Source organism: Kosakonia sp. PSU_27 (genome assembly GCF_039409795.1).
Taxonomy (GTDB): Bacteria; Pseudomonadota; Gammaproteobacteria; order Enterobacterales; family Enterobacteriaceae; genus Kosakonia.
Genome location: NZ_JBCIVK010000003.1, coordinates 301,051 through 326,284 on the forward strand (window position 1 = coordinate 301,051; position 25,234 = coordinate 326,284).

General features: G+C 56.8%; 23 protein-coding genes. 20 read left to right on the forward strand and 3 right to left on the reverse strand.

Annotation, left to right across the window (positions count from 1 at the left end):
• Positions 1 to 3: 3 nt before the first annotated feature.
• The 12 genes from nuoB to nuoN all read left to right on the forward strand — a co-directional run bounded on the left by nuoB (position 4) and on the right by nuoN (position 14,686).
• Complete coding sequence (gene nuoB, locus AAIG26_RS08400) at positions 4 to 678, forward strand: NADH-quinone oxidoreductase subunit NuoB (RefSeq protein WP_007371088.1); 675 nt, start codon at positions 4 to 6, stop codon at positions 676 to 678.
• A gap of 89 nt (positions 679 to 767) precedes the next feature.
• Positions 768 to 2,570: an NADH-quinone oxidoreductase subunit C/D gene (gene nuoC, locus AAIG26_RS08405; protein WP_020454526.1), complete on the forward strand. Its 1,803-nt coding sequence runs from the start codon at positions 768 to 770 to the stop codon at positions 2,568 to 2,570.
• A gap of 2 nt (positions 2,571 to 2,572) precedes the next feature.
• Entirely contained in the window at positions 2,573 to 3,073 is a 501-nt protein-coding gene (nuoE, locus tag AAIG26_RS08410) for an NADH-quinone oxidoreductase subunit NuoE (RefSeq protein WP_017458597.1), read from the forward strand.
• Positions 3,070 to 4,407, forward strand: a complete 1,338-nt coding sequence (nuoF, locus tag AAIG26_RS08415) for an NADH-quinone oxidoreductase subunit NuoF (RefSeq protein ID WP_020454525.1) — start codon at positions 3,070 to 3,072, stop codon at positions 4,405 to 4,407. Before nuoE ends, nuoF begins: the two co-directional genes overlap by 4 nt.
• 90 nt (positions 4,408 to 4,497) lie before the next feature.
• A complete protein-coding gene (gene nuoG, locus AAIG26_RS08420; protein WP_020454524.1) occupies positions 4,498 to 7,224 on the forward strand; it encodes an NADH-quinone oxidoreductase subunit NuoG in 2,727 nt (908 codons plus the stop codon).
• The gene (gene nuoH / locus AAIG26_RS08425; RefSeq protein ID WP_017458594.1) at positions 7,221 to 8,198 is read left to right on the forward strand and encodes an NADH-quinone oxidoreductase subunit NuoH; all 978 of its coding nucleotides are present in this window, start codon (positions 7,221 to 7,223) and stop codon (positions 8,196 to 8,198) included. Before nuoG ends, nuoH begins: the two co-directional genes overlap by 4 nt.
• Positions 8,199 to 8,212: 14 nt before the next feature.
• Positions 8,213 to 8,755 (forward strand): NADH-quinone oxidoreductase subunit NuoI, encoded by a 543-nt coding sequence (gene nuoI, locus AAIG26_RS08430; protein ID WP_017458593.1) that lies wholly within the window; start codon positions 8,213 to 8,215, stop codon positions 8,753 to 8,755.
• 11 nt (positions 8,756 to 8,766) lie between these two features.
• Positions 8,767 to 9,321, forward strand: a complete 555-nt coding sequence (gene nuoJ / locus AAIG26_RS08435) for an NADH-quinone oxidoreductase subunit J (protein ID WP_017458592.1) — start codon at positions 8,767 to 8,769, stop codon at positions 9,319 to 9,321.
• The gene (gene nuoK / locus AAIG26_RS08440; RefSeq protein ID WP_002463445.1) at positions 9,318 to 9,620 is read left to right on the forward strand and encodes an NADH-quinone oxidoreductase subunit NuoK; all 303 of its coding nucleotides are present in this window, start codon (positions 9,318 to 9,320) and stop codon (positions 9,618 to 9,620) included. Before nuoJ ends, nuoK begins: the two co-directional genes overlap by 4 nt.
• Entirely contained in the window at positions 9,617 to 11,458 is a 1,842-nt protein-coding gene (gene nuoL / locus AAIG26_RS08445; RefSeq protein WP_313626374.1) for an NADH-quinone oxidoreductase subunit L, read from the forward strand. The genes nuoK and nuoL overlap by 4 nt, the downstream gene beginning before the upstream one ends.
• 234 nt (positions 11,459 to 11,692) lie before the next feature.
• The gene (nuoM, locus tag AAIG26_RS08450) at positions 11,693 to 13,222 is read left to right on the forward strand and encodes an NADH-quinone oxidoreductase subunit M (RefSeq protein ID WP_020454522.1); all 1,530 of its coding nucleotides are present in this window, start codon (positions 11,693 to 11,695) and stop codon (positions 13,220 to 13,222) included.
• Positions 13,223 to 13,228: 6 nt separating this feature from the next.
• Positions 13,229 to 14,686: an NADH-quinone oxidoreductase subunit NuoN gene (gene nuoN, locus AAIG26_RS08455; RefSeq protein WP_020454521.1), complete on the forward strand. Its 1,458-nt coding sequence runs from the start codon at positions 13,229 to 13,231 to the stop codon at positions 14,684 to 14,686.
• A 74-nt stretch (positions 14,687 to 14,760) separates the two neighbouring features.
• Here nuoN and AAIG26_RS08460 read toward each other — a convergent pair whose 3' ends face one another.
• Together AAIG26_RS08460 and rnz are read right to left on the reverse strand one after the other, a co-directional pair.
• On the reverse strand, positions 14,761 to 15,786 hold the full coding sequence (locus tag AAIG26_RS08460) for a chemotaxis protein (RefSeq protein ID WP_044489694.1): 1,026 nt from the start codon (positions 15,784 to 15,786) through the stop codon (positions 14,761 to 14,763).
• A gap of 77 nt (positions 15,787 to 15,863) precedes the next feature.
• On the reverse strand, positions 15,864 to 16,781 hold the full coding sequence (rnz, locus tag AAIG26_RS08465) for a ribonuclease Z (RefSeq protein ID WP_343180451.1): 918 nt from the start codon (positions 16,779 to 16,781) through the stop codon (positions 15,864 to 15,866).
• A 62-nt stretch (positions 16,782 to 16,843) separates the two neighbouring features.
• On the opposite strand from rnz, the gene AAIG26_RS08470 reads away from it, so the two are divergent.
• From AAIG26_RS08470 to menE, 8 genes are all read left to right on the forward strand, one after another.
• Entirely contained in the window at positions 16,844 to 17,305 is a 462-nt protein-coding gene (locus tag AAIG26_RS08470; RefSeq protein WP_343180452.1) for a GNAT family N-acetyltransferase, read from the forward strand.
• Positions 17,306 to 17,358: 53 nt separating this feature from the next.
• Positions 17,359 to 17,664, forward strand: coding sequence for a stress response protein ElaB (elaB, locus tag AAIG26_RS08475; RefSeq protein ID WP_017458585.1), 306 nt, complete (start codon positions 17,359 to 17,361; stop codon positions 17,662 to 17,664).
• A gap of 87 nt (positions 17,665 to 17,751) precedes the next feature.
• On the forward strand, positions 17,752 to 19,047 hold the full coding sequence (menF, locus tag AAIG26_RS08480; protein WP_343180453.1) for an isochorismate synthase MenF: 1,296 nt from the start codon (positions 17,752 to 17,754) through the stop codon (positions 19,045 to 19,047).
• Between the two features lie 71 nt (positions 19,048 to 19,118).
• Complete coding sequence (menD, locus tag AAIG26_RS08485; protein ID WP_020454515.1) at positions 19,119 to 20,789, forward strand: 2-succinyl-5-enolpyruvyl-6-hydroxy-3-cyclohexene-1-carboxylic-acid synthase; 1,671 nt, start codon at positions 19,119 to 19,121, stop codon at positions 20,787 to 20,789.
• Positions 20,786 to 21,562 carry a 2-succinyl-6-hydroxy-2,4-cyclohexadiene-1-carboxylate synthase gene (menH, locus tag AAIG26_RS08490; RefSeq protein ID WP_343180454.1) on the forward strand — a complete coding sequence of 259 codons (777 nt, stop codon included), beginning with the start codon at positions 20,786 to 20,788 and terminating at the stop codon, positions 21,560 to 21,562. The genes menD and menH overlap by 4 nt, the downstream gene beginning before the upstream one ends.
• The gene (gene menB / locus AAIG26_RS08495) at positions 21,559 to 22,416 is read left to right on the forward strand and encodes a 1,4-dihydroxy-2-naphthoyl-CoA synthase (RefSeq protein ID WP_343180455.1); all 858 of its coding nucleotides are present in this window, start codon (positions 21,559 to 21,561) and stop codon (positions 22,414 to 22,416) included. The genes menH and menB overlap by 4 nt, the downstream gene beginning before the upstream one ends.
• Positions 22,416 to 23,381, forward strand: a complete 966-nt coding sequence (gene menC, locus AAIG26_RS08500; protein ID WP_160269372.1) for an o-succinylbenzoate synthase — start codon at positions 22,416 to 22,418, stop codon at positions 23,379 to 23,381. Before menB ends, menC begins: the two co-directional genes overlap by 1 nt.
• Positions 23,378 to 24,739, forward strand: a complete 1,362-nt coding sequence (gene menE, locus AAIG26_RS08505) for an o-succinylbenzoate--CoA ligase (RefSeq protein ID WP_343180457.1) — start codon at positions 23,378 to 23,380, stop codon at positions 24,737 to 24,739. Before menC ends, menE begins: the two co-directional genes overlap by 4 nt.
• Here menE and nudI read toward each other — a convergent pair.
• Entirely contained in the window at positions 24,736 to 25,161 is a 426-nt protein-coding gene (gene nudI, locus AAIG26_RS08510) for a nucleoside triphosphatase NudI (protein WP_020454510.1), read from the reverse strand. The two genes, menE and nudI, sit on opposite strands and share 4 nt — an antisense overlap.
• Positions 25,162 to 25,234 lie beyond the last annotated feature (73 nt).

Here is a 25,234-nt window from a genome sequence, read left to right on the forward strand (position 1 = left end):
AAGATGGATTATACGCTCACCCGCATAGATCCTAACGGTGAGAACGACCGTTACCCCCTGCAGAAACAGGAGATCGTAACCGACCCCCTGGAACAAGAAATTAACCGTAGCGTTTACATGGGCAAACTCGAGAATGCCCTGCACGATATGGTGAACTGGGGACGTAAAAACTCAATTTGGCCATATAACTTTGGCCTGTCGTGCTGTTACGTAGAGATGGTGACATCCTTTACGGCGGTGCACGACGTTGCGCGTTTTGGTGCGGAAGTGTTGCGTGCTTCTCCTCGTCAGGCAGACCTGATGGTGGTAGCAGGCACATGCTTTACCAAAATGGCGCCGGTCATTCAGCGCCTTTACGACCAGATGCTGGAACCTAAATGGGTTATCTCCATGGGCGCCTGTGCCAACTCTGGCGGTATGTACGACATCTACTCAGTCGTACAAGGCGTCGACAAATTTATCCCGGTGGATGTTTACATCCCTGGCTGCCCGCCGCGTCCTGAAGCCTATATGCAGGCGCTGATGCTGCTGCAGGAGTCGATTGGCAAGGAGCGTCGTCCGCTCTCATGGGTGGTTGGCGATCAGGGCGTTTATCGCGCCAATATGCAGTCGGAACGCGACCGTAAGCGTGGCGAGCGTATCGCCGTGACCAATCTGCGTACGCCGGACGAGATTTAATTTGCGCCTGTGGGTAATGGAAGAAACTTCGCATTTCAATAATCCAATAACGCGAAGCCATACCCAACAGTCACCACGGACCCTTTGCAATGGTGAACAATATGACCGATTTAACTGCGCAAGAAGCCGCATGGCAGACCCGGGATCATCTGGATGATCCGGTCATTGGCGAATTGCGCAACCGTTTTGGGCCGGATGCCTTTACCGTTCAGGCGACCCGCACCGGGGTACCCGTTGTTTGGGTTAAGCGTGAGCAGTTGCTGGAAGTGGTCGATTTCTTAAAGAAATTACCGAAACCGTACGTCATGCTGTTCGATTTGCACGGCATGGATGAACGTCTACGCACACACCGCGCCGGTTTGCCCGCCGCGGATTTTTCCGTTTTCTACCACTTCATTTCCATCGATCGCAACCGCGACATCATGCTGAAAGTGGCGCTGGCCGAAAACGATCTGAATGTGCCGACGATGACCAAACTTTTCCCGAACGCCAACTGGTATGAGCGTGAAACCTGGGAGATGTTTGGCGTTACCTTTAATGGTCACCCGCACCTGACGCGCATCATGATGCCGCAAACCTGGACGGGTCACCCGCTGCGTAAAGATTACCCGGCGCGCGCAACCGAATTCGATCCGTTTGAGCTGACCAAAGCCAAACAGGATCTGGAAATGGAAGCGTTGACCTTCAAGCCGGAAGACTGGGGCATGAAACGCGGCACCGAAAACGAGGACTTTATGTTCCTCAACCTCGGTCCGAACCACCCCTCTGCGCACGGTGCGTTCCGTATCATCCTGCAACTGGACGGCGAAGAGATCGTCGACTGCGTGCCGGATATCGGTTACCACCATCGTGGCGCGGAGAAAATGGGTGAGCGCCAGTCCTGGCACAGCTACATTCCTTACACCGACCGTATCGAATATCTCGGCGGTTGCGTAAACGAAATGCCTTACGTGCTGGCGGTAGAAAAACTGGCCGGTATCACCGTGCCGGATCGCGTCAACGTGATCCGCGTGATGCTGTCTGAACTGTTCCGCATTAATAGCCACCTGCTTTATATCTCAACCTTCATCCAGGACGTAGGCGCAATGACGCCGGTGTTCTTCGCCTTTACCGATCGTCAGAAAATCTACGATCTGGTGGAAGCGATCACCGGTTTCCGTATGCACCCGGCCTGGTTCCGCATTGGCGGCGTGGCGCACGATCTGCCGCGTGGCTGGGATCGTCTGCTGCGTGAATTCCTCGACTGGATGCCAAAACGTTTGGCCTCTTACGAGAAAGCGGCACTGCGTAACACCATTCTGAAAGGCCGTTCACAGGGCGTTGCCGCTTACAACGCAAAAGAAGCGCTGGAGTGGGGCACGACCGGTGCAGGCCTGCGTGCGACCGGCATCAATTTTGACGTGCGTAAAGCGCGCCCGTACTCCGGTTACGAAAATTTCGACTTTGAAATCCCGGTTGGCGGTGGCGTGAGCGACTGTTACACCCGCGTGATGCTGAAAGTTGAAGAGTTGCGCCAGAGCCTGCGCATTCTTGAGCAGTGCCTCAACAACATGCCGGAAGGCCCGTTCAAAGCGGATCACCCGCTGACTACGCCGCCGCCGAAAGAGCGCACGCTGCAACATATCGAAACCCTGATTACTCACTTCCTGCAAGTGTCGTGGGGTCCGGTAATGCCGGCCAACGAATCCTTCCAGATGATTGAAGCAACCAAGGGTATTAACAGTTACTACCTGACCAGCGACGGCAGCACCATGAGCTACCGCACCCGCGTTCGTACCCCGAGTTTTGCGCACCTGCAGCAAATCCCGTCGGCCATCCGCGGCAGCCTGGTATCAGACTTGATTGTCTATCTGGGTAGTATCGATTTTGTTATGTCAGATGTGGATCGCTAATTATGCACGAGAATCAACAACCACAAACCGAGGCTTTTGAGCTGAGTGCGGCAGAGCGTGAGGCAATTGAGCACGAGAAGCACCACTACGAAGACCCGCGTGCGGCGTCCATTGAAGCGCTGAAGATTGTTCAGAAACAGCGTGGTTGGGTGCCGGACGGCGCAATTTACGCCATCGCTGATGTGCTGGGTATTCCGGCGAGCGATGTCGAAGGCGTGGCAACCTTCTACAGCCAGATCTTCCGCCAGCCGGTTGGCCGCCATGTTATTCGCTATTGCGACAGCGTGGTTTGCCACATCACCGGCTATCAGGGCATTCAATCAGCGATTGAAAGCCACCTGAAGATCAAACCGGGCCAGACAACGTTCGATGGTCGCTTTACGCTGCTACCGACCTGCTGTCTGGGTAACTGCGATAAAGGCCCGAACATGATGATTGATGAGGATACTCACAGCCATCTGACGCCGGACGCGATCCCTGACTTGCTGGAGCGGTATAAATGAAAACAGTTATCCGTACTCCTGAAACGCATCCGCTGACCTGGCGTCTGCGCGATGACAAACAGCCGGTCTGGCTCGAAGAGTACCAGAGCAAAAACGGTTACGCCGGTGCGCGCAAGGCGCTGACCGGCATGGCGCCGGATGAGATTGTCAATGCGGTTAAAGATTCTGGTCTGAAAGGTCGCGGTGGCGCAGGCTTCTCCACGGGCCTGAAGTGGAGCCTGATGCCGAAAGACGAATCCATGAACATCCGTTACCTGCTGTGTAACGCCGATGAAATGGAGCCGGGCACCTATAAAGACCGCCTGCTGATGGAGCAACTGCCACACCTGCTGGTGGAAGGCATGTTGATTTCGGCATTCGCGCTGAAAGCCTACCGTGGCTACATCTTCCTGCGCGGTGAATATATTGAAGCGGCGGTGCATCTGCGCCGCGCGATTGCGGAAGCAACCGAAGCCGGTTTGCTCGGCAAGAACATTCTTGGCAGCGGTTTCGACTTCGAACTGTTCGTGCATACCGGTGCGGGACGTTATATCTGCGGCGAAGAAACGGCGCTGATTAACTCGCTGGAAGGCCGCCGCGCTAACCCACGATCCAAACCACCGTTCCCGGCCAGTTCCGGCGTGTGGGGTAAACCGACGTGTGTTAACAACGTCGAAACCCTGTGCAACGTCCCGGCGATTCTGGCGAACGGCGTTGAGTGGTATCAGAACATTTCGACCAGCAAAGATGCGGGCACTAAGCTGATGGGCTTCTCTGGCCGCGTGAAAAATCCGGGTCTGTGGGAGCTGCCGTTTGGCACCACCGCGCGTGAAATCCTTGAAGATTACGCGGGCGGTATGCGCGATGGCCTGAAATTTAAAGCCTGGCAGCCGGGCGGGGCAGGAACTGACTTCCTGACCGAAGCGCACCTCGACTTGCCGATGGAGTTTGAAAGCATCGGTAAAGCGGGCAGCCGTCTCGGTACGGCGCTGGCGATGGCCGTTGACCATGAAATTGGCATGGTGTCGCTGGTACGCAACCTGGAAGAGTTCTTCGCTCGTGAGTCCTGCGGCTGGTGTACGCCGTGCCGCGATGGTCTGCCGTGGAGCGTGAAAATCCTGCGTGCGCTGGAGCGCGGCGAAGGCCAGCCTGGAGATATCGAGACACTTGAGCAACTGTGTCGACAACTCGGGCCGGGTAAAACCTTCTGCGCGCATGCGCCAGGTGCGGTTGAACCGTTACAGAGCGCAATTAAATATTTCCGCGAAGAGTTCGAAGCGGGCATTAAACAGCAATTCAGCAATACCCATGCAATTGGCGGTATCCAGCCAAACTTGCTGAAAGCGCGCTGGTAATGGTTCTCCCCTCATCAGGCAGATGAGGGGAACGCGAACAGAATTTTGATTAACTCTTAGTCGCTGACTGAGACAACTGGAAGCATGCTAATGGCTACTATTCATGTAGACGGCAAAGAATACGAGGTAAACGGAGCAGACAACCTTCTTGAGGCGTGTCTCTCTTTAGGCCTTGATATTCCTTATTTTTGCTGGCATCCGGCGCTGGGGAGCGTGGGTGCGTGCCGCCAGTGTGCGGTGAAGCAATATCAAAACGCGGAAGACACGCGTGGCCGCCTGGTAATGTCCTGTATGACACCGGCATCCGACGGTACTTTTATCTCTATTGATGACGACGAAGCGAAGCAGTTCCGTGAAAGCGTGGTCGAGTGGCTGATGACCAACCACCCGCACGACTGCCCGGTCTGCGAAGAAGGGGGCAACTGCCACCTGCAGGATATGACCGTAATGACCGGTCACAGCTTCCGTCGCTATCGTTTCACCAAACGTACGCACCGTAATCAGGATCTCGGCCCGTTCATCTCTCACGAAATGAACCGCTGTATCGCCTGTTACCGCTGCGTGCGTTACTACAAAGACTATGCGGACGGCACGGATCTTGGCGTGTATGGCGCCCATGACAACGTCTACTTCGGTCGCCCGGAAGACGGCGTGCTTGAGAGCGAATTCTCCGGCAACCTGGTGGAAATCTGCCCGACCGGCGTATTCACCGATAAAACCCACTCCGAGCGTTATAACCGTAAGTGGGATATGCAGTTCGCGCCGAGCATCTGCCAACAGTGTTCACTGGGTTGTAACACCAGCCCTGGCGAACGTTATGGCGAACTGCGCCGCATCGAAAACCGTTACAACGGTACTGTTAACCACTACTTCCTTTGTGACCGTGGTCGTTTTGGCTATGGCTACGTCAACCTGAAAGACAGACCGCGCCAGCCGGTTCAGCGCCGTGGCGACGATCTGATTACCCTCAACGCCGAACAGGCGATGCAGGGTGCGGCGGATATTCTGCGTCAGTCGAAGAAAGTGATCGGTATCGGTTCTCCGCGCGCAAGCGTAGAGAGTAACTTCGCGCTGCGTGAACTGGTTGGTGCAGAAAACTTCTACACCGGTATTGCCAAAGGTGAGCAGGAACGTCTTGAGCTGGCGCTGAAAGTGCTGCGCGAAGGCGGCATCCGTACCCCGGCGCTGCGTGAAATTGAATCCTATGATGCGGTTCTGGTTCTTGGGGAAGATATCACCCAGACCGGCGCGCGCGTCGCGCTGGCGGTTCGTCAGGCGGTGAAAGGCAAAGCACGCGAAATGGCGGCGGCGCAGAAAGTGGCCGACTGGCAGATCGCGGCGATTATGAACATTGGTCAGCGTGCTAAACATCCGCTGTTTGTTACCAACGTCGACAGTACCCGTCTGGACGATATCGCAGCGTGGACCTACTGCGCACCGGTTGAAGATCAGGCTCGCTTAGGCTTCGCCATCGCGCATGCGCTGGACGACGCGTCTCCTGCGGTTGACGGTCTGAGCAATGACCTGAAAAGCAAAGTGGATGTGATTGTTCAGGCATTGGCCGGGGCGAAAAAACCACTGATTATCTCCGGAACTAACGCCGGTAGCACGGCGGTGATTCAGGCGGCGGCAAACGTAGCTAAAGCGCTGAAAGGCCGTGGTTCTGATGTCGGCATCACCATGATTGCCCGTTCGGTAAACAGCATGGGGCTGGGGCTTATCGGTGGCGGTAGCCTCGATGACGCGCTGGCTGAGCTGGAAAGCGGCAGTGCTGACGCCGTTGTCGTGCTGGAAAACGATCTGCACCGTCACGCTTCTGCTGCCCGCGTTGACGCGGCGCTGGCAAAAGCGCCGCTGGTACTGGTGGTTGATCATCAGCGCACCGCCATTATGGACAGCGCTCATCTGGTGCTCTCCGCAGCCAGCTTCGCTGAAAGTGACGGTACGGTCATCAACAACGAAGGCCGCGCGCAGCGCTTCTTCCAGGTTTATGACCCGACCTATTACGACAGCAAAACGCTGATGCTGGAAAGCTGGCGCTGGCTGCACTCGCTGCACAGCACCGTGCAAAACCGCGAAGTGGACTGGACGCAGCTTGATCATGTGATCGACGCGGCCATTGAAGCGCTGCCGCAGCTGGCCGGTATTAAAGACGCCGCACCGGATGCCAGCTTCCGCATTCGTGGTCAGAAACTGGCGCGTGAACCGCACCGCTACAGTGGACGCACCGCGATGCGCGCCAATATCAGCGTGCACGAACCGCGTCAGCCGCAGGACAAAGACACCATGTTCGCTTTCTCAATGGAAGGGAACAACCAGCCGTCTGCACCGCGTTCGCAAATTCCGTTTGCATGGGCGCCGGGCTGGAACTCCCCGCAGGCCTGGAACAAATTCCAGGACGAAGTGGGTGGTCACCTGCGTCACGGCGATCCGGGCGTACGCCTGATCGAAGCGTCTGAAAGCGGTCTTGATTATTTCACTACCGTACCAGGCGCGTTCGAAGCGCAGGATGGCAAGTGGCGTATCGCGCCTTACTATCACCTGTTTGGCAGTGATGAATTGTCGCAGCGCTCTCCGGTGTTCCAGAGCCGCATGCCGCAGCCGTACATCAAGCTGAACCCGGCAGACGCCGCGAAGCTTGGCGTGAACGCGGGCGCGCATATCTCCTTCACTTACGAAGGGCAGACGATCAGCCTGCCGTTGCAGGTTTCGGAAGGTCTGGTGGCGGGGCAGGTTGGTCTGCCAATGGGGATGCCGGGTATCGCGCCGGTACTGGCCGGAGCACGTCTTGAAAATCTGCAGGAGGCGCAAGCATGAGCTGGTTAACACCGGATGTTATCGACATTCTGTTAAGCATTCTGAAAGCGGTCGTCATTCTGCTGGTGGTGGTCACCTGCGGTGCGTTCATGAGCTTTGGTGAACGTCGTCTGCTCGGTCTGTTCCAGAACCGTTACGGGCCGAACCGCGTAGGCTGGGGTGGTTCACTCCAGCTGGTGGCGGACATGATCAAGATGTTCTTTAAAGAGGACTGGATCCCGCGCTTTTCGGACCGCGTGATTTTTACTCTTGCGCCAATGATTGCCTTTACCTCGTTGCTGTTGGCGTTCGCCATTGTGCCGGTCAGCCCCACCTGGGTGGTGGCCGACCTCAATATCGGGATCCTGTTCTTCCTGATGATGGCGGGTCTGGCAGTTTACGCGGTGCTGTTCGCTGGCTGGTCGAGTAACAACAAATACTCGTTGCTCGGTGCGATGCGTGCCTCCGCGCAGACTTTGAGCTATGAAGTGTTCCTCGGGCTTTCCCTGATGGGTGTGGTTGCGCAGGCCGGTTCATTCAACATGACCGACATCGTTAACAACCAGGCCGGTTTGTGGAACGTTATCCCGCAGTTCTTCGGTTTTGTGACTTTCGCGATCGCGGGCGTTGCGGTGTGTCACCGTCACCCGTTTGACCAGCCGGAAGCGGAGCAGGAGCTGGCGGATGGTTACCACATCGAATATTCCGGTATGAAGTTCGGCCTGTTCTTTGTCGGGGAATATATCGGTATCGTCACCATTTCCGCGCTGATGGTCACGCTGTTCTTCGGTGGCTGGCAAGGACCGTTGTTACCGCCATTCATCTGGTTCGCGCTGAAAACCGCGTTCTTTATGATGATGTTCATTTTGATCCGCGCCGCGCTGCCGCGTCCGCGTTATGACCAGGTGATGTCCTTCGGCTGGAAAGTCTGCCTGCCATTGACGCTGATTAACTTGCTGGGAACGGCGGCTGTCATTCTCTGGCAAGCGCAATAAGGGGTGAAAAGACCATGACTTTAAAAGAATTACTCGTGGGCTTCGGCACCCAGGTTCGTAGTATCTGGATGATTGGCCTGCATGCGTTCGCCAAACGCGAAACGCGTATGTACCCGGAAGAGCCGGTCTATCTGCCACCGCGCTACCGTGGCCGTATCGTGCTGACGCGCGACCCGGACGGTTCCGAGCGCTGCGTTGCCTGTAACCTGTGTGCGGTAGCCTGCCCTGTCGGCTGTATCTCGCTGCAAAAAGCGGAGATGCAGGACGGCCGCTGGTATCCGGAATTTTTCCGAATCAACTTCTCGCGCTGCATTTTCTGCGGTCTGTGCGAAGAAGCGTGCCCGACAACGGCGATTCAGCTCACCCCGGATTTCGAGATGGGCGAATACAAACGTCAGGATCTGGTGTACGAAAAAGAGGATCTGCTGATCTCCGGTCCGGGCAAATACCCGGAATATAACTTCTACCGGATGGCAGGTATGGCAATCGACGGCAAAGATAAAGGCGAAGCGGAAAATGAAGCCAAGCCTATCGACGTCAAGGGCCTGTTACCGTAAGGAGAGGGGCAATGGAGTTCGCTTTTTATATCTGTGGCCTGGTCGCCATCCTGACGACGGTACGCGTGATTACGCATACCAACCCGGTACACGCGTTGCTGTATCTGATTGTGTCTCTGCTGGCGATTGCCGGGGTCTTCTTTTCACTCGGCGCATACTTCGCCGGGGCGCTGGAGATCATCGTCTACGCCGGGGCCATCATGGTGCTGTTTGTGTTTGTGGTGATGATGCTGAACCTCGGCAATACCGTGGTCGAGCAGGAGCGCAACTGGCTGTCGCCGCAAATCTGGATTGGCCCGGCGCTGCTCTCCGCAGTGCTGCTGGTGGTAATGATTTACGCCATCCTCGGCGTTAACGATCAGGGTATCGAGGGGACGGCGATTGGCGCGAAAGCGGTTGGCATTACGCTGTTTGGTCCTTACGTACTGGCGGTAGAACTGGCTTCGATGCTGCTGCTGGCGGGGCTGGTTGTTGCTTTCCATCTGGGACGCGAAGACCGCCCGGGCGAAGTGCTGAGCAATCGCACGGAAGACCGCGCGAAAAGAAAAACGGAGGAGCACGCATGATCCCGTTGCAACATGGATTGATCCTCGCTGCGATTTTGTTTGTTTTGGGGCTGACCGGTCTGGTTATCCGCCGCAACCTGCTGTTTATGCTGATTGGGCTGGAAATCATGATTAACGCCGCTGCGCTGGCCTTTGTGGTCGCGGGCAGCTACTGGGGTCAGACCGACGGACAGGTGATGTACATTCTCGCCATTAGCCTCGCGGCTGCCGAAGCGAGCATTGGCCTGGCGTTGCTGCTGCAACTCCATCGTCGCCGCCAGAATCTGAATATCGATTCAGTAAGTGAGATGCGTGGATGAATATGCTCGCCTTAACCATTATTTTTCCTTTTATTGGCTTTGTGCTGCTGGCGTTTTCCCGTGGCCGCTGGTCGGAAAATGTTTCCGCAACCGTAGGTGTCGGGTCGATTGGCCTGGCTGCGCTGGTTACCGCGTATGCGGGCGTTGATTTCTTCAATCACGGCCAGCAACCTTTCGCAAAACCGCTGTGGACATGGATGGCAGTCGGTGATTTCAACATCGGCTTCAATCTGGTGCTGGACGGCCTCTCTCTGACCATGCTTTCCGTGGTTACCGGTGTTGGCTTCCTGATCCACATGTACGCCTCCTGGTATATGCGTGGTGAAGAGGGTTACTCCCGCTTCTTCGCCTACACCAACCTGTTTATCGCCAGCATGGTCGTTCTGGTGCTGGGTGATAACCTGCTGTTGATGTACCTCGGCTGGGAAGGTGTGGGTCTGTGCTCCTATCTGCTGATTGGTTTCTACTACACCGATCCGAAGAATGGCGCCGCGGCGATGAAAGCGTTCGTCGTTACCCGCGTGGGTGACGTGTTCCTCGCTTTCGCACTGTTCATTCTTTACAACGAACTGGGCACGCTGAACTTCCGCGAAATGGTTGAACTGGCACCGCAGCACTTCGCCAATGGCAATAACATGCTGATGTGGGCGACACTGATGCTGCTGGGTGGTGCGGTGGGTAAATCCGCGCAGCTGCCGTTGCAGACCTGGCTTGCGGATGCGATGGCTGGCCCGACCCCGGTTTCTGCGCTGATCCACGCGGCGACGATGGTTACCGCCGGTGTCTACCTGATTGCACGTACGCACGGCTTGTTCCTGTTGACGCCGGAAGTGCTGCATCTGGTGGGGATTGTGGGTGCCGTAACGCTGCTGATGGCGGGTTTCGCCGCGCTGGTGCAGACCGATATCAAACGTGTGCTCGCTTACTCCACCATGAGCCAGATTGGTTACATGTTCCTGGCGCTGGGCGTACAGGCATGGGATGCGGCGATTTTCCACCTGATGACGCACGCGTTCTTTAAAGCGCTGCTGTTCCTCTCCTCCGGTTCGGTGATCCTCGCGTGTCATCACGAGCAGAACATCTTCAAAATGGGTGGCCTGCGTAAGTCGATTCCGCTGGTGTATGTTTGCTTCCTGGTCGGTGGTGCGGCGCTGTCCGCGTTGCCGATGATCACCGCAGGCTTCTTCAGTAAGGACGAAATCCTTGCTGGTGCGGTAGCAAATGGTCATATCAATCTGATGATTGCAGGCCTGGTCGGTGCCTTTATGACATCGCTCTACACCTTCCGTCTGATTTTCATTGTTTTCCATGGAAAAGAACAAATCCACGCGCATGCAGGGAAGGGGATTACCCATCATCTGCCGCTGATCGTGTTGCTGGTGCTGTCTACCTTTGTTGGCGCGATGATCGTGCCGCCGCTGAAAGGCGTGTTGCCGGAAACCACCGAGCTTGCGCACAGCAGTGTCGTGATGCTGGAAGTGGCATCCGGTGCGGTAGCGATTATCGGTATCCTGCTGGCAGCATGGCTGTGGCTGGGTAACCGCACACTGGTGCATTCGATTGCCAACAGCGCAACGGGGCGTTTCTTCGGTACCTGGTGGTTCAATGCCTGGGGCTTCGACTGGCTTTATGATCGCGTCTTTGTGAAGCCATACCTCGGTATCGCATGGTTGCTGAAGAGCGATCCGCTCAATGCGCTGATGAACATCCCGGCGATCCTTTCCCGCTTCGCAGGCAAAGGTCTGCTGTTTAGCGAGAACGGCTACCTGCGCTGGTATGTGGCATCCATGAGCATTGGCGCGGTTGTCGTGCTGGCGCTGTTGATGGTATTGCGCTGAGTTTGTTGGCCGGCTGAGTGCGCTTATCCTGCCTGCAAACGGAAAGAGAATTTTTAGAAATTCGTTGAAAATCTGGTCCGAATGGACAGGCGTTATCGGTGAAGTCAGAGTGGACACCGCCTGCGCAGAGCAACCGGAGCGTACAGATGTACGTGAGGATTGCGAGCACAGCCGGGGTTCGCTATGACGAGCAAGATAGCCTGAGACGGACTTAAACAAGGAACAAAAATCGCCATGTTACTACCCTGGCTAATTCTGATTCCCTTTATCGGCGGCTTCCTCTGCTGGCAGACCGAGCGCTTCGGCGTGAAGGTGCCGCGCTGGATCGCGCTGATCACCATGGGACTGACGCTGGCGCTTTCTCTGCAACTCTGGTTGCAGGGCGGCTATTCTCTGACGCAAGTCACCGGCCTTCCGCAGTGGCAGGAAACGTTCAAGCATGACTGGATCCCGCGCTTTGGCATTAGCATTCATCTGGCGATGGATGGTTTGTCGCTGCTGATGGTGGTGCTGACCGGCTTCCTCGGCGTGCTGGCGGTGCTCTGCTCCTGGCGTGAAATCGAGAAATATCAGGGCTTCTTCCACCTGAACCTGATGTGGATCCTCGGCGGCGTTATCGGCGTGTTCCTTGCCATCGACATGTTCCTGTTCTTCTTCTTCTGGGAAATGATGCTGGTGCCGATGTACTTCCTGATCGCGCTGTGGGGCCATAAAGCCTCCGACGGGAAGACGCGTATTACCGCGGCGACCAAGTTCTTCATTTATACCCAGGCGAGCGGCCTGGTCATGCTGATTGCCATCCTGGCGCTGGTGCTGGTGCACTACAACGCGACCGGCGTATGGACTTTTGCTTACGAAGATCTGCTGAAGACGCCGATGTCCGGCAATGTCGAATACCTGCTGATGCTTGGTTTCTTTATCGCCTTTGCGGTAAAAATGCCGGTGGTGCCGCTGCACGGCTGGCTGCCAGACGCGCACTCGCAGGCACCGACCGCCGGTTCCGTTGACCTCGCGGGCATCTTGCTGAAAACCGCCGCTTACGGTCTGCTGCGCTTCTCGCTGCCGCTGTTCCCGAACGCGTCGGCAGAGTTTGCGCCTATCGCCATGTGGCTTGGCGTGATCGGTATTTTCTACGGGGCGTGGATGGCCTTCACCCAGACCGATATCAAACGTCTGATCGCGTACACCTCTGTGTCTCACATGGGTTTTGTACTGATTGCTATCTACACCGGCAGCCAGCTTGCTTACCAGGGCGCGGTGATTCAGATGATTGCCCACGGTCTTTCCGCTGCGGGTCTGTTTATTCTGTGCGGCCAGCTGTACGAACGTCTGCATACGCGCGATATGCGTATGATGGGCGGCTTGTGGAGCAAAATTAAGTGGCTGCCGGCGCTGTCAATGTTCTTTGCCGTCGCAACGCTTGGGATGCCGGGCACCGGTAACTTCGTGGGTGAATTCATGATCCTGTTCGGCAGCTACCAGGTTGTGCCGACGATCACGGTGATTTCCACCTTCGGCCTGGTGTTCGCGTCGGTGTACTCGCTGGCGATGCTGCATCGTGCTTACTTCGGCAAGGCGAAAAGCGAACTCGCCAGCCAGGAACTGCGGGGTCTGTCGCTGCGCGAGCTGTTTATGATTCTGATCCTGGTTGTGCTTCTGGTACTGCTTGGCTTCTATCCGCAGCCGATTCTGGATACATCGCATGCCGCGATGGGCAATATCCAGCAGTGGTTTGTTAATTCTGTTACTACTACAAGGCCGTAAATCGCCATGACGATAACTCCACAACACCTGATTGCGCTGCTGCCGCTGCTAATCGTCGGATTGACGGTGGTGGTTGTGATGCTCTCCATTGCGTGGCGACGCAACCATTTTCTCAATGCCACGCTGTCAGTCATTGGCCTGAACGTCGCGCTGCTCTCTTTGTGGTTCGTCGGCCAGGCGGGGGCGATGGATGTCACCCCGCTGATGCGCGTCGATGGCTACGCCATGCTTTACACCGGGCTGGTGCTGCTGGCGAGCCTCGCCACTTGCACCTTTGCCTATCCATGGCTGGAAGGGTATAGCGATAACAAAGAAGAGTTTTATCTGCTGGTACTGATTGCCGCGCTCGGCGGCATTCTGCTGGCGAACGCGAATCACATGGCGGCGCTGTTCCTCGGTATTGAGCTGATCTCTCTGCCGCTGTTCGGGCTGGTGGGCTACGCCTTCCGCCAGAAACGCTCGCTGGAAGCCAGTATCAAATACACCATTTTGTCCGCTGCCGCCTCCTCGTTCCTGCTGTTCGGTATCGCGCTGGTTTATGCGCAAACTGGCAACCTGTCGTTTGTCGCGATCGGTAAAAGCCTGGGCGAAGGGATGCTGCATGAACCGCTGCTGCTGGCGGGTCTGGGCATGATGATTGTCGGACTTGGCTTTAAACTCTCGCTGGTGCCGTTCCATCTGTGGACGCCAGATGTTTACCAGGGCGCGCCTGCGCCGGTGTCCACCTTCCTGGCCACCGCCAGCAAAATCGCCATTTTTGGCGTGGTGATGCGTCTGTTCCTCTACGCACCGGTGGGTGAAAGCGAAGCAGTTCGCGTGGTTCTGGGTATTATTGCTTTCGTCTCCATCATCTTCGGTAACCTGATGGCGCTGAGCCAGACCAACATTAAACGTCTGCTGGGCTTCTCCTCTATTTCGCACCTGGGTTATCTGCTGGTGGCGCTGATTGCGCTGCAAGGCGGCCAGATGTCGATGGAAACCGTTGGTGTTTACCTGGCCGGTTATCTGTTCAGCAGCCTTGGCGCGTTCGGTGTGGTCAGCCTGATGTCCAGCCCGTATCGTGGCCCGGATGCAGAGTCGCTTTACTCCTACCGTGGCCTGTTCTGGCACCGCCCGATCCTGTCTGCGGTAATGACGGTGATGATGCTGTCGCTGGCGGGTATTCCGATGACGCTGGGCTTTATCGGTAAGTTCTACATTCTGGCGGTCGGTGTTGAAGCGCATCTGTGGTGGCTGACTGCCGCGGTGGTGCTTGGCTCGGCGATTGGTTTGTATTACTACCTGCGCGTGGCGGTGAGTCTCTACCTGAACGCACCGCAACAGTTGAACCGCGATGCACCGTCTAACTGGGCTTACAGCGCAGGCGGGATTGTGGTACTTATCTCCGCGTTACTGGTGCTGCTGTTAGGTATCTATCCGCAGCCGCTGATCAGCATCGTTCAACTGGCGATGCCGATGATGTAAGCCTGGAAACAGGTAAAGAAAAACCGCCGATATCGGCGGTTTTTTTATGGGCTAACCAGATAAATGCGGAACGATTACTTCGCCAGCAGCGGGGTAGACGTTACCTGGTGGTGGCTAATCAGCGGGCCGCGAATATTATTCGCAGCGCGATCCAGCACTTCCTGAATCACGGACGAGAGTTCGTTAATCTCGAACTTCGCCACGTAACCGTCTGCCTGCACTTTACGCACGTGATCTTCGTTAGCACTACCGGAGAGCGATGAGTGGATCACCACCGGGATGTTTTTCAGACGCGGATCGGTTTTGATAAGACGCGTTAAGGTAAACCCATCCATCTCCGGCATTTCGAGGTCGGTCAGGACCATGGAGATCTTATCGCTAACTGCAACACCTTCCGCATCGGCCTGCTGCGCCAGCAACTGGATTTTCTCCCACGCGTCTTTACCGGTGATATGCATCGCACTCGGGATCTGCATCGCGTTGAGGCCTTTTTCCAGCATGGCGCGCGCCACTTTGGAATCTTCGGCCACAATGGCAACAGAACCCGGTTTCAGGTTGAATTTCTTGTCCGGCACATGATCGCCATGTACGTCATGATCCGCAGGCACGATGTCATACAGGATCTGCTCAACGTCCAGCACCATCGCCAGGTTGTTGGTATCCTTATCGTCATCCAGGCAGGCAATACTGGTGATATAGCGACCATTGATCGCTTTTTCGGCCGTGTGCACCTGTTTCCAGTCCAGGCGAATAATATTTTCCACGGACTCAACGGCAAATGCCTGCACGCTACGGGCATATTCCGTAATCAGTAAGATGTTCAGACCGCTTGCAGGTTTACAACCCGCTACGGCGGCAAGGTCAATCACCGGGATCACCTGATCGCGAATGTTGACCATCCCCATCAGTGGAGCTTTCATCCCTGCGGGACGGGTAAAGGTGGGCATCGGTACGATTTCGCGTAGCTTAAATACGTTGATGCCAAATAACTCGGATTTGGTGGCATCTAACGATGTGCCAAGGCGAAACAGCAACAGCTCAAACCGGTTCGACAGAGTAAGATTCGCCCTGTCATCGATGTCTTTCTGGAAATTGTCCATCATGCCCTCAAATAGGAAATGCCTGCGTATATCTATTATCGGCATGGTGGAGAAAAAATAGAGTGCCTAAATTAAAATCAAATGTGAACTACCGCAAAATCTTCAGCCAATGTCGTTTGCGAAAAGTACGTTTTACACTCGGCGAGCATCGCCAGGCTGCCTTGTTCGTCATAACGTGAACTGAGATGGGTAATCACCAACTTTTTTGCACCGGCATCGGCAGCGAGTTGCGCCGCCTGGCGGGTTGAGCTGTGTCCCCGGCTGTTCGCTTTTTCCTCCATCGCCTGCTCAAGTGTGGCTTCATGCACCAGTAAATCCACGTCTTGCGCCAGTTCCAGCGCGGCCGGGCAGGGTGCAGTGTCGCCAAAAATCGCCAGTTTTTTTCCGCTTTCTGCCGGGGCGAGATAATCCGCGCCATTGATGATGCGCCCGTCAGGCAGCGTGACGGTTTTCCCCTCTTTTAATTGCTGGAACAGCGGCCCTGCCGGGATGCCTTGCGCTTTTAACGCCGCCGCATTCAGCGCGCCGGGTTTATCATGCTCTTCAATCCGGTAGCCGTAGCACTCCACCGGGTGCGACAGCGGGTAAGCGGTCACTTTGCGCAAACCATCATCAACCACCAGCCCTGGCGTCACTTCTTCAATCGTCAGCGGGTAATCGGTCCATGAACCGCTAAGCCGCAGCGTGGTTTCCACAAACTCATGAATCCCTTTCGGACCGTAAATCTGTAGCGGCTGAACATTGCCAGCCATTGAGCGACTGCATAACAACCCAGGCAGACCGAAAAGATGATCGCCATGCAGGTGAGTAATAAAAATTTTATCGAGTTTGCCAGGGTGAAAGGCGGTGCGCAGCATCTGGTGCTGGGTTCCTTCGCCGCAATCAAATAGCCAAAGCCCGGCGCGGGTTGGGTGTTGTAAATTGAGCAGCATCGCCGTGACATTACGCGCCCGTGTAGGTACACCCGCAGAGGTGCCTAAAAAAATCAGTTCCACAATCTTTGCCCGAATGAAAAAGAATCTAGTATAACGAGGCCACTATAAATGAGGAGAACAACATGATCCGCTGGCAGGATGTGCACCATTCCGAACTGACCGTTCCTGAGCTGTACGCGTTACTGAAATTGCGCTGCGAAGTGTTTGTGGTTGAGCAGGCCTGCGCTTATCTGGATGTGGATGGTGATGACCTGGTGGGCGAGAACCGCCATATTCTCGGCTGGAAAGGCGACGAACTGGTGGCGTATGCGAGGATTCTGAAAAGTGATGATGATCTCTCGCCGGTGGCTATAGGTCGGGTGATTGTCAGTGCGCAGGTTCGCGGCGAAAAACTGGGTTATCAATTAATGGAGCGCGCGGTGCTTTCCTGTGAGCAACACTGGCCGCAGCACGCGCTATATCTGGGCGCGCAGGCGCATCTCCAATCTTTCTATGCCCATTTGGGTTTCCAGGCGGTGACGGATGTGTATGACGAAGATGGTATCGCGCATATCGGGATGGCGCGCGAGATCCGCCAGGCGTAACCGGCAGCCTTTGTCTATAGTTAGCGGACAGGTGCATAACATGGAGACAACAGATGGCATATCATTCTTATGAATCACATATTGATGACGACCTGACCCTGCTGAGCGAAACGCTGGAAGAAATTCTCCGCTCATCGGGCGATCCTGCCGATCAAAAGTACATTGAGTTGAAAGCCCGTGCCGAACAGGCGCTGCATGAAGTGAAAAACCGCGTCAGCAGCGCATCGGATACGTACTACTACCGTGCGAAAAAAGCCGTCTATCGCGCAGACGACTACGTGCATGAAAAACCGTGGCAGGGCATTGGTGCCGGTGCCGCAGTGGGTCTGGTGCTCGGTCTGCTGTTAGCCCGCCGTTAACGTTTCACTTCCCCTCCCTGGAAGGGGGTACTGTTATTACGCTAAGTACCCCGTATACTATGTGGTTTTTAACAGGGAGGGGCTCGCGTGTACTCCATTTCCTCGGCGCTTTCACACTTACACCGCTGCCTGACCGGCGACATTCCCCGGTCGTCAGGATTGTGCTTTTTTGATGCACCTTTCCCGTTAAACGACGCTTTTGATCCCCTGACGTGGCTTGCCAGCCAGCACGTATGGCCGCAATTTTACTGGCAGCAACGTAGCGGCGATGACGAAGCCGCCGCGCTTGGCGCATTGCGCCGTTTCTCTTCTTTATCCCTGGCGCAAGATTTTATGCAGCAATGCGCTGAAGATGTCCGCATCTGGGGGCTGAACGCCTTTGATCCCACGCAGGGCGAACTGTTTTTACCGCGCCTGGAGTGGCGTCGGGAAGGCGGTCACGCCTTTCTGCGCGTGTACATTTTCAGCGAGACTTCCCTCTGTGATGACGCACAGCGCGCAATCGCATTTCTTTCGGCGCTGGTGGAATCGACACCGCTGCAAAACGTGCAGCAAACGTGCCTTGAGCAGCATCACATCCCCGAGCGCGATGGCTGGCGAACGCTGATTGCGCAGGCGTTGCAAACGCTGGAAAGCGGCGAACTGGATAAAGTCGTGCTCGCCCGCGCAACGGATTACCATTTTGCCAGCGCGGTGGATGCCGCCGCGTTGATGGCCGCCAGCCGTCGCCTCAATCATCACTGCTTTCATTTCATGATGGCGTTCGACGCGCAAACGGCGTTTTTAGGCTCCTCGCCCGAGCGGCTCTGGCGGCGTCGCGGCACGGCTTTGCGCACCGAAGCGCTGGCCGGAACGGTGGCCAATCATGAAGATGACCAGCAGGCGCAACAGCTTGCCGACTGGCTAATGGCCGATGATAAAAACCAGCGTGAAAATATGCTGGTGGTGGAGGATATCTGCCAGCGTTTACAACAGCAGACCGGTGCGCTGGAGGTGCTGCCGCCGAAGGTGGTCCGGCTGCGTAAAGTACAGCATCTTCGCCGCTGTATCTGGACCGATCTGCAAACGCCGGATGACGCGCTCTGCCTGCAAATGCTCCAGCCGACAGCAGCAGTTGCGGGATTACCCCGCCGTGAAGCGCGGGCATTTATTGCGCGTCATGAGCCTTTTCAGCGCGCGTGGTATGCCGGTTCGGCGGGCTATCTTTCGCGGCAACAGAGTGAGTTCTGCGTTGCCCTGCGTTCGGCAAAAATTGACGGCAATACCGTGCGTCTTTACGCCGGTGCGGGCATTGTTTCCGGTTCAGACCCGGAGCAAGAGTGGCAGGAAATTGAGAACAAAGCGGCGGGATTACGATCATTATTACAACTTAGTCACGCATAACCGACTCATATCAAAAATACATAGTTCCTGATTATTTATACTAAGCCGTAATATTGATACCGGACAAATTCATGTCGATAAGCTCATTTAACCGACGCTGGGCGGCGGTGATCCTCGAAGCTCTTACCCGTCACGGCGTCAGGCATGTATGCATTGCCCCGGGATCCCGTTCCACCCCATTAACGCTCGCCGCAGCGGAAAATCACGCCTTTATTCACCATACCCATTTTGATGAGCGTGGCTTAGGCCATCTTGCGCTGGGGCTGGCAAAGGCCAGCAATGAGCCGGTGGCGGTAATCGTGACATCCGGCACGGCGGTGGCGAACCTTTATCCCGCGCTGATTGAAGCAGGGCTGACCGGTGAAAAACTGGTGCTGCTGACGGCAGATCGACCGCCGGAGTTGATTGATTGCGGTGCCAACCAGGCAATTCGCCAGCCGGGCATGTTTGCCACGCATCCCGCTGAATCTCTCGCGCTGCCGCGACCCTCACAGGACATTCCTGCGCGCTGGCTGGTTTCCACCCTTGATAACCTGCTGGGTTCGTTACAGGGCGGCGCGGTACACATTAACTGTCCGTTTGCCGAGCCGCTGTACGGTGAAATGGATGATACCGGCCTTGCCTGGCAGCAGGCGCTGGGTGACTGGTGGCAGTCAGACACGCCATGGCTGCGCGCACCGAACAGGGTGAACAGCGAAACGCAGCGCGACTGGTTTTTCTGGCGACAAAAACGCGGCGTGATCGTAGCTGGTCGCATGAGCGCGGCTGAAGGCCGTTTGCTTGCTGAATGGGCGAAAACGCTCGGCTGGCCGCTGATTGGCGATGCGCTTTCGCAGACCGGGCAACCGCTGCCGTGTGCCGATCTCTGGCTCGGCAATGGTCAGGCAGTGGCGGAGCTGAATCAGGCGCAGATTGTGTTGCAGTTTGGCAGCAGCCTGACCGGCAAACGTCTGTTGCAGTGGCAGGCGACCTGCGAACCGGAAGAGTACTGGCTGATTGATCGCCTGCAAGGGCGGCTCGATCCGGCCCACCATCGCGGGCGTCGGCTGGTTTCCAGCGTTGCTGACTGGCTGGAGCAGCATCCAGCTGAACCGCGCGCCCCCTGGTGCGAGGCGATCCCACGCCTTTCGGCGCAGGCCTGGGAAACTGTTTGTGCGAAGCGTGATATTTTTGGCGAGGCACAGCTGGCGCACCGCATCGCGGATTATTTGCCGGCCCAGGGCCAGCTTTTTCTTGGCAACAGCCTGGTCGTGCGGCTGGTCGATGCGCTGGGGCAACTCCCGGCGGGATATCCTGTTTACAGCAATCGCGGCGCCAGTGGTATTGACGGCCTGCTTTCAACGGCGGCGGGCGTTCAGCGCGCTACCGCGCGGCCTACGCTGGCGATTGTGGGCGATCTCTCCGCGCTTTACGACCTCAATGCGCTGGCGCTGCTGCGGCAGGCTTCTGCGCCATTCGTCCTGCTGGTGGTGAATAACAATGGCGGGCAAATTTTTTCGTTACTGCCCACGCCGCCCGCCGAGCGCGAGCAGTTTTATTTGATGCCGCAGAATGTCCATTTTGCGCATGCGGCGGCAATGTTTAGCCTTGCTTACCATCAACCGGAGAATTGGGCTGAGCTTGAGCAGGCGCTGGAAGGCGCCTGGTGCAAGCCAGGTGCGACGGTGATTGAACTGGTGGTGAATGCAACTGACGGCGCGCAGACGTTACAAACGCTGCTGGCGCAGGTAAGCCATCTGTGATCCTGCACGGCCAGGCTATTACTGGACACCAGCCGCAACCGTGGCTGGTGTTTCTGCATGGTTTTTCCGGCGATAACCGCGAATGGCAGCACGTTGGCGACGCGCTGAGTGATTTCCCGCGCTTGTACCTTGATCTGCCCGGACATGGTGGTTCAGCCCATACTGGCGTTGCTTCCTTTGATGCGCTGGACGCGCTGCTGCGCACCACCCTTGAGCACTACAACATACGCAACTACTGGCTGGTGGGGTATTCGCTTGGTGGGCGTGTGGCGATGTACCACGCCTGCCAGCATCCTGTCGGGCTGTGTGGCCTGGTGGTTGAAGGTGGTCATCCGGGGCTGACATCCGCGGACGATCGCGCACAGCGGCTGCGTAATGATCAGCAATGGGCTGCGCGTTTTCGCCAGCAGCCATTGAATGAGGTATTTGACGCCTGGTACCGGCAGCCTGTTTTTGCCACGCTGAGCGAATCGCAACGGGCGGCGCTGGTGGCGACACGCTGCGAGAATAACGGTGCGACGCTGGCGGCGATGCTGGAGGCAACCTCGCTTGCCTGCCAGCCCGATTTGCGCGCCGTACTTCAGACGCTTTCTGTGCCAGTACATTATTTATACGGTGAACATGACAGCAAATTTCAGGCGCTGGCGACGCAAGTCTCGCGCCACTGTCACGCCATTCCTGCCGCCGGGCACAACGCGCACCGGGAAAATCCCGCTGCCGTTATTGCCGCCCTGGCGCGTATTCTGCGTCTTGAGACAAAGGACACACTATGATCCACCCAGATGAAAACATGCTTTATGCGCCGGTTGAATGGCGTGACTGTTCTGAAGGTTACACCGACATCCGTTATCAGAAATCGGCCGATGGTATTGCCAAAATCACCATTAACCGCCCGCAGGTGCGCAATGCGTTCCGTCCGCTGACGGTCAAAGAGATGATTCAGGCCATGGCTGACGCGCGCTATGACGACAGTGTGGGCGTGATTATTCTGACCGGCGAAGGGGAAAAAGCCTTCTGTTCCGGCGGTGATCAAAAAGTGCGCGGCGATTACGGCGGCTACCAGGATGACTCCGGTGTGCATCATCTCAACGTGCTGGATTTCCAGCGCCAGATCCGCACCTGCCCGAAACCGGTGGTGGCGATGGTGGCGGGTTACTCCATCGGCGGCGGCCACGTGCTGCACATGATGTGCGATCTGACTATCGCAGCGGAAAACGCCATTTTCGGCCAGACCGGCCCGAAAGTCGGCTCCTTCGACGGCGGTTGGGGCGCGTCTTACATGGCGCGCATCGTGGGGCAGAAAAAAGCGCGCGAAATCTGGTTCCTCTGCCGTCAGTACAACGCTCAGGAAGCGTTGGATATGGGCCTGGTCAACACCGTCGTGCCGATTGCCGATCTTGAAAAAGAGACCGTGCGCTGGTGTCGCGAAATGCTGCAAAACAGCCCAATGGCGCTGCGCTGCCTGAAAGCCGCGCTGAACGCCGACTGCGATGGTCAGGCGGGGCTGCAGGAGCTGGCGGGTAACGCCACCATGCTGTTCTACATGACTGAAGAAGGGCAGGAAGGCCGCAATGCGTTTAACGAAAAACGCCAGCCTGATTTCAGCAAATTCAAACGGAATCCATAATGCGACAGGCGCAGGTTTATCGCTGGCAAATCCCGCTTGATGCGGGTGTGGTGCTGCGTGAGCGGCGCCTGAAAACACGTGACGGATTGTTCGTTCATCTCACCGAAGGCGAGCGCGAAGGCTGGGGGGAGATTTCCCCTCTGCCGGGGTTTAGCCTGGAAACGCTGGATGACGTTCAACCGGTTGTGATGGCGTGGGCGCGTAGCTGGTGCGATGGCGAACAGCCACCGCTGCCGGACGTGCCTTCTGCGGCATTTGGTTTGAGTTGCGCGCTGGCAGAACTTGGCGATGCGCTGCCGCAGGCGGCGGATTACCGCGCCGCGATGCTGTGTAGCGGTGATCCGGACGAGTTGTTCGCCGCGCTTGCTGCTTTGCCGGGTGAAAAGCTGGCGAAAGTGAAAGTGGGGCTGTATGAAGCGGTGCGTGACGGCATGGTGGTCAACTTGCTGCTGGAATCCATTCCCGATCTCCAGTTGCGGCTGGATGCTAACCGTGCCTGGACGCCGCTGAAAGCGCAACAGTTTGCGAAGTATGTCAACCCGGCTTACCGCTCGCGCATTGCCTTTCTCGAAGAGCCCTGCAAGACGCGCGAGGAGTCACTGGCGTTTGCCCGCGAGACCGGCATTACTCTCGCCTGGGATGAGAGCCTGCGTGACGCAGACTTTCGTTTTGAGCAGCAGCCAGGCGTCGGCGCCGTGGTGATTAAACCGATGTTGACCGGCAGCTTGCAGAAAGTCCAACAGCAGGTTGCAGCGGCGAAAGCGCTGGGATTGACGACCGTTATCAGTTCGTCAATCGAATCGAGCCTAGGTCTGACGCAACTGGCGCGTATCGCCGCCTGGCTGACGCCGGGAACGGTGCCGGGTCTGGATACGCTGCAATTAATGCAAACGCAGTTGATCCGCCGCTGGCCTGAGAGTGATTTACCCTGCTTGCAGGTTGATGCGCTGGAACCATTGCTATGATTTTTCCCGACTGGCCCTGGCGTCACTGGCGCACGCTGCAAGGCGAGCAGGCAGCGATTCGCCTTGAGCAGCAAAGCCTTAACTGGCATGAGCTCTGTGTGCGTATTGACAGGCTGGCCAGCGGGTTTGCCCGCCAGGGCGTGCAGTCGGGCGACGGCGTTATGCTGCGCGCGCGCAATCAGCCGGAAACGCTGCTGGCGTGGCTGGCGCTGTTGCAATGCGGCGCGCGGGTTTTGCCGCTGAACCCGCAGTTACCCGCCACGCAACTGGAGGCGCTGTTAGGGCAGTTGACGCTGCGTTTCGCGCTCGATCTGGAGTCGCATGCGGCGTATGCCGGTTTAACATCGCTGGCGTTAAGCGAGGCTGACGGCGATTATGCCGTTGACTGGCAGCCTCTACGGCTGGCCTCAATGACTCTGACTTCCGGCTCTACCGGCCTGCCGAAAGCCGCCGTGCATACCTGCGCAGCGCATCTTGCCAGTGCGCAGGGCGTGCTGGCGCTGATCCCGTTTACCGCGCAAGACGACTGGTTTCTCTCGCTGCCGCTGTTTCATGTTTCCGGGCAGGGGATTTTGTGGCGCTGGTTGCTGGCCGGGGCGCGGATCACCGTGCGGCAAAAAGCGCCGCTGGAGCAAGCGCTGGCCGGGTGCAGCCACGCCTCGCTGGTTCCAACGCAGCTGTGGCGCTTGTTAAATGACAACGTTCCGGTCTCGCTGAAAGCGGTATTACTGGGCGGTGCCGCGATCCCTGTTGAACTCACGCAGCAGGCACGCGAGCGCGGTGTCCGCAGCTGGTGCGGCTACGGCTTAACCGAATTTGCTTCGACGGTGTGTGCGAAAGAGGCCGATGGCAAGCCTGATGTCGGTTACGCGCTGCCAGGGCGTGAAGTGAAAATTGTCGGCGAGGAAGTCTGGCTGCGTGCGGCCAGCATGGCGTCGGGTTACTGGTGCAACGGAGAACTCCTCCCGCTGGTAAACAGTGAAGGCTGGTTTGCCACGCGCGATCGCGGCGAGCTGAGCGATGGTCGCCTGACCATTCACGGGCGTCTGGACAACCTTTTTTTCAGCGGCGGGGAAGGCATTCAACCAGAAGAAGTTGAACGCGTTATTGCCCGCCACCCGCAGGTGCAGCAGGTGCTGGTGGTGCCTGTCGATGACACCGAATTTGGTCAACGCCCGGTGGCAGTGGTGGAGTGCGCAGGCGATGTTGATGCCGATGCGCTGAGCCAGTGGGTCGCCGATAAACTGGCCCGTTTCCAGCAGCCGGTACGCTGGCTAATGATGCCCGCAGCGCTTAAAAATGGCGGCATTAAAATCTCCCGTAGTGCAGTGGCACAATGGGTCGCCAGCCACTCTTAGAGCAAGCCTTTCATCTTTAACGTAGTGCGGGTCGCGTCGTTCAGATCGTAGCGGTGCAGATCCGCAGGTTTTACCCATGCGTAATCCTGGAATTCGTCATTAATACTGACGTCGCGATTGGCGCTGATGCAGTCAAAAATTAAGTAAATCATGTAGATCTGCTCTTTTATGCCGTCAGCATAGGTTTTCACCCGAATATCGTCGCGAAATGTCCACGGGGTGATTTCTCTCAGCTCCAGCTTGTCGCCCAGTTCCTCACGGATCTCCCGGCGCAGCGCCTCTTCAATCCGCTCGCCAGGCTCCACACCGCCGCCGGATAATGCCCATTGACCGGGGAAAACACCGCGATTGTCGGCCATCTTACACAGCAAATAGGCGCCGTCGTTTTGAATCAATGGGCACACAATCGTCCGTTGTCGCATGGTTAACTCCTTTAGCATGGTGAACATAACGCGCCATGTTAACGCAAGCGCTGGTGCAGAAAAATTGACCCCG

Excerpts from the sequence above, each read along its gene's own strand:
- nuoE (WP_017458597.1), top strand. The coding sequence starts at position 2,573 with ATGCACGAGAATCAACAACCACAAACCGAGGCTTTTGAGCTGAGTGCG.
- nuoF (WP_020454525.1), top strand. The coding sequence starts at position 3,070 with ATGAAAACAGTTATCCGTACTCCTGAAACGCATCCGCTGACCTGGCGT.
- elaB (WP_017458585.1), top strand. The coding sequence starts at position 17,359 with ATGGCATATCATTCTTATGAATCACATATTGATGACGACCTGACCCTG.
- menD (WP_020454515.1), top strand. The coding sequence starts at position 19,119 with ATGTCGATAAGCTCATTTAACCGACGCTGGGCGGCGGTGATCCTCGAA.
- nuoC (WP_020454526.1), top strand. The coding sequence starts at position 768 with ATGGTGAACAATATGACCGATTTAACTGCGCAAGAAGCCGCATGGCAG.
- menC (WP_160269372.1), top strand. The coding sequence starts at position 22,416 with ATGCGACAGGCGCAGGTTTATCGCTGGCAAATCCCGCTTGATGCGGGT.
- nuoH (WP_017458594.1), top strand. The coding sequence starts at position 7,221 with ATGAGCTGGTTAACACCGGATGTTATCGACATTCTGTTAAGCATTCTG.
- nuoL (WP_313626374.1), top strand. The coding sequence starts at position 9,617 with ATGAATATGCTCGCCTTAACCATTATTTTTCCTTTTATTGGCTTTGTG.
- nuoN (WP_020454521.1), top strand. The coding sequence starts at position 13,229 with ATGACGATAACTCCACAACACCTGATTGCGCTGCTGCCGCTGCTAATC.
- menB (WP_343180455.1), top strand. The coding sequence starts at position 21,559 with ATGATCCACCCAGATGAAAACATGCTTTATGCGCCGGTTGAATGGCGT.
- nuoJ (WP_017458592.1), top strand. The coding sequence starts at position 8,767 with ATGGAGTTCGCTTTTTATATCTGTGGCCTGGTCGCCATCCTGACGACG.
- nuoG (WP_020454524.1), top strand. The coding sequence starts at position 4,498 with ATGGCTACTATTCATGTAGACGGCAAAGAATACGAGGTAAACGGAGCA.
- nuoI (WP_017458593.1), top strand. The coding sequence starts at position 8,213 with ATGACTTTAAAAGAATTACTCGTGGGCTTCGGCACCCAGGTTCGTAGT.
- nudI (WP_020454510.1), bottom strand. The coding sequence starts at position 25,161 with ATGCGACAACGGACGATTGTGTGCCCATTGATTCAAAACGACGGCGCC.
- AAIG26_RS08470 (WP_343180452.1), top strand. The coding sequence starts at position 16,844 with ATGATCCGCTGGCAGGATGTGCACCATTCCGAACTGACCGTTCCTGAG.
- nuoB (WP_007371088.1), top strand. The coding sequence starts at position 4 with ATGGATTATACGCTCACCCGCATAGATCCTAACGGTGAGAACGACCGT.
- nuoM (WP_020454522.1), top strand. The coding sequence starts at position 11,693 with ATGTTACTACCCTGGCTAATTCTGATTCCCTTTATCGGCGGCTTCCTC.
- AAIG26_RS08460 (WP_044489694.1), bottom strand. The coding sequence starts at position 15,786 with ATGGACAATTTCCAGAAAGACATCGATGACAGGGCGAATCTTACTCTG.
- nuoK (WP_002463445.1), top strand. The coding sequence starts at position 9,318 with ATGATCCCGTTGCAACATGGATTGATCCTCGCTGCGATTTTGTTTGTT.
- menE (WP_343180457.1), top strand. The coding sequence starts at position 23,378 with ATGATTTTTCCCGACTGGCCCTGGCGTCACTGGCGCACGCTGCAAGGC.